At 40.7% G+C, this 2423-nt stretch carries 4 protein-coding genes; all 4 read left to right on the forward strand.

The features are described from left to right. Positions 1-847: phage tail tip fiber protein (locus AACQ49_RS04705; protein WP_161778908.1), on the forward strand; the 847-nt coding region annotated here is incomplete at its 5' end. Positions 848-852: 5 nt separating this feature from the next. Beyond that, positions 853-1209 (forward strand): hypothetical protein, encoded by a 357-nt coding sequence (locus AACQ49_RS04710; RefSeq protein ID WP_223307229.1) that lies wholly within the window; start codon positions 853-855, stop codon positions 1207-1209. Between the two features lies 1 nt (position 1210). Further along, the gene (locus AACQ49_RS04715; protein WP_004247523.1) at positions 1211-1825 is read left to right on the forward strand and encodes a hypothetical protein; all 615 of its coding nucleotides are present in this window, start codon (positions 1211-1213) and stop codon (positions 1823-1825) included. A 49-nt stretch (positions 1826-1874) separates the two neighbouring features. Then, positions 1875-2135, forward strand: coding sequence for a hypothetical protein (locus tag AACQ49_RS04720; RefSeq protein WP_004245934.1), 261 nt, complete (start codon positions 1875-1877; stop codon positions 2133-2135). Positions 2136-2423 lie beyond the last annotated feature (288 nt).

Here is a 2423-nt window from a genome sequence, read left to right on the forward strand (position 1 = left end):
ATGGGGAACCCAGTCTGAAAACCGCATCATTGATAATTTTGATTGGCGATGGACAAATCAATCCCCTGTGATGGGGCCAGCTCAATTAACGAATGGTTCTGTGGAATATATCTATTTGCGAGGAGGTGCTAAATATCAGCTCACTAAGCATAAAAGTGTTAACCATCAAATTATCACCCGCACTTATACCAATAACAAACAATCGGTGGCACCAAAAGGATTTGTGGCGAATGAAGTACCTAAGTCCAGCGAACAGAAAGCCAATGCAACGGCGAATGCGGTAAACCAACTTGAAACTAAGGTGACTGAGGTCTCAGGTAAAGTGACCTCTACCGCCCAGCAAGTCACTCGCCTTGAAAGCCAAGTGGGTACAAGTTCAGCCAAAATCGAACAAACGTCGAAAGTGGTCACCGACATAAATGGCAAAATTTCCGCATCATGGACAATGAAAGTTCAGCAAGATAGCAAAGGGAATAAAGTCATTACGGGCATTGGCTTAGGGTTTAATGCACAAGGAAATAGCCAATTTCTGGTCAATGCCCAAAACTTTGCAGTGATATCGTCATTAAATGGCAAAGTGGTGACACCGTTTATCGTGAAGAATGGACAGGTGGTTGTTAATGAAGCTTTTATTGGTGATGCAACTATTACCAGTGCAAAAATAGCTAATGTATTGCAATCAACCAATTTCAGCCATGCAAACAAGGTGGGCTATCAACTTAATATGCGCACTGGTGAAGAAATTAAATATGGGAATAACGCTCAGGGGTACTGGATTGAAACAAACATATTAAAACGTTTGTTTGATAAAAAAGGCACAATGCGTATCAGAATGGGGATATGGTAATGGGCATGGGTTTAGAAATATATGATGAGAAAGGGCGACTCATTATTGGAGAAGACACTATTATACCGCGCCACTTGGGGCAATTTGACCTTCCTTTGTCCCAATATGGATCTCTTACTATTCCTGAGATTTCCTTAGGAGGTGAGGTTGTTTGCCATTTCTGGCTACGGTATCGCTCTCGATGGAGTGGTGAATTTCATGTAGATAAGCCTAATGAGAGAACAGAGTACTCCATATCTGGGAACACGTTAAATTACCGCGTTGATTACAATATCTATCGCTGGGAGAACAATGGCTCTGGTGGTGGGCAGACACAAGCGAATGACTCATTCTCAAGTCATGTTGTCGTATGGGTGGTGTGAAATGGTTGGTGTAGAAATTTACACAAATAATAGGCTGATACAATTAACCGATAAACTCGAAACAATATGTGTTTTGAGAAAAGCAACTCCTGATGAACTAACGTCATCATCAGGCCCTCATGATAGCTATCCGAGAATCTATGCGTTAAATAGCCAATGGATGGTTGCTCCGATTTCCAAGGTAAGCATACCTCAACACGGAGTTGGTCTTGAAGTTTATGATGAGCAAGGGAAAATGAAATTTTCATCTCTTGCTAAGTTGGTCTGCTTTGAGAAATATTATGATGTCAATACGGGGAGCGCTGGCAAAGGCTCATTAAGAATCGCAGGCAAAAGTGGTCATCGGTATGGCATGATTAAGACTCGCTCTATGGGGTATTTTCATAATACAAACATACGAAGCTACATAGACCCTGACACGTGGGATGAAGTTTGGACATTCAAAAGATATAGCGAGCGTTATGTCTTGGTTGATGATGTGGGAGGGTTAACATTTGAGTATCGATACGAGTTCTTAGGAGAAGAGGATGGCTGGATAAGTATGCCTCCGAGTCGAGAAGGTTCTGGATTAATGGAACAAGGGCTTATGATAGACGTTTCAATGTTAGAAGATTAAATACCGCACTAATGTGGTTTTTTTGTATCTAAATTTTAGGAAATAAATCATGATATACACAACAGGCACTGTTAGCACAGTGTCAGGGTCTGCTGTTGTCTCTGGCACAGGTACCATTATTTTAATTAAAAATGGTAATGCTAATTTTATTTATATGGTGGACAGGGTTAATAGCGATACAGAATTAGTCATTTCACAACCGGCTACATTTACCGTAAAAAACACTAGTTACAGCATTAATCTCACTGAGCCGAACTCATACAGCGACGCTAATAATCGTATGACCGCTATTGCATCAGATATTACGTAGTTCTTAAACGAGCAACGAGTTACGCTCGATGGTGTTAAAAAAGTGCTGGGGGATATTAGTAAAAAGTTAGATAAAAGTGGTGTGGACCTTTCAGGGATTTCGAAGTGCGATTACACGTAATACACAAATGGCTTATTGTGTGTTTCGACAAAAAATCCACCTTAAAGGCGGGCGCTATTGGTCTTTGCCGACAATATTATCGCATTTAGATAAGTGTGTTGTGTTTTATCATACCACCAACTCTCAAGCGGAAGTGAGCTATTTAGCGCATAAAAAGCAATTATACAG

It is taken from the genome of Proteus sp. G2675 (assembly GCF_963886535.1).
Taxonomy (GTDB): domain Bacteria; phylum Pseudomonadota; class Gammaproteobacteria; order Enterobacterales; family Enterobacteriaceae; genus Proteus; species Proteus mirabilis.

Bases quoted from the DNA above. Each gene is read 5' to 3' on its own strand.
- AACQ49_RS04710 (WP_223307229.1), top strand. From the start codon at position 853: ATGGGTTTAGAAATATATGATGAGAAAGGGCGACTCATTATTGGAGAA.
- AACQ49_RS04720 (WP_004245934.1), top strand. From the start codon at position 1,875: ATGATATACACAACAGGCACTGTTAGCACAGTGTCAGGGTCTGCTGTT.
- AACQ49_RS04715 (WP_004247523.1), top strand. From the start codon at position 1,211: ATGGTTGGTGTAGAAATTTACACAAATAATAGGCTGATACAATTAACC.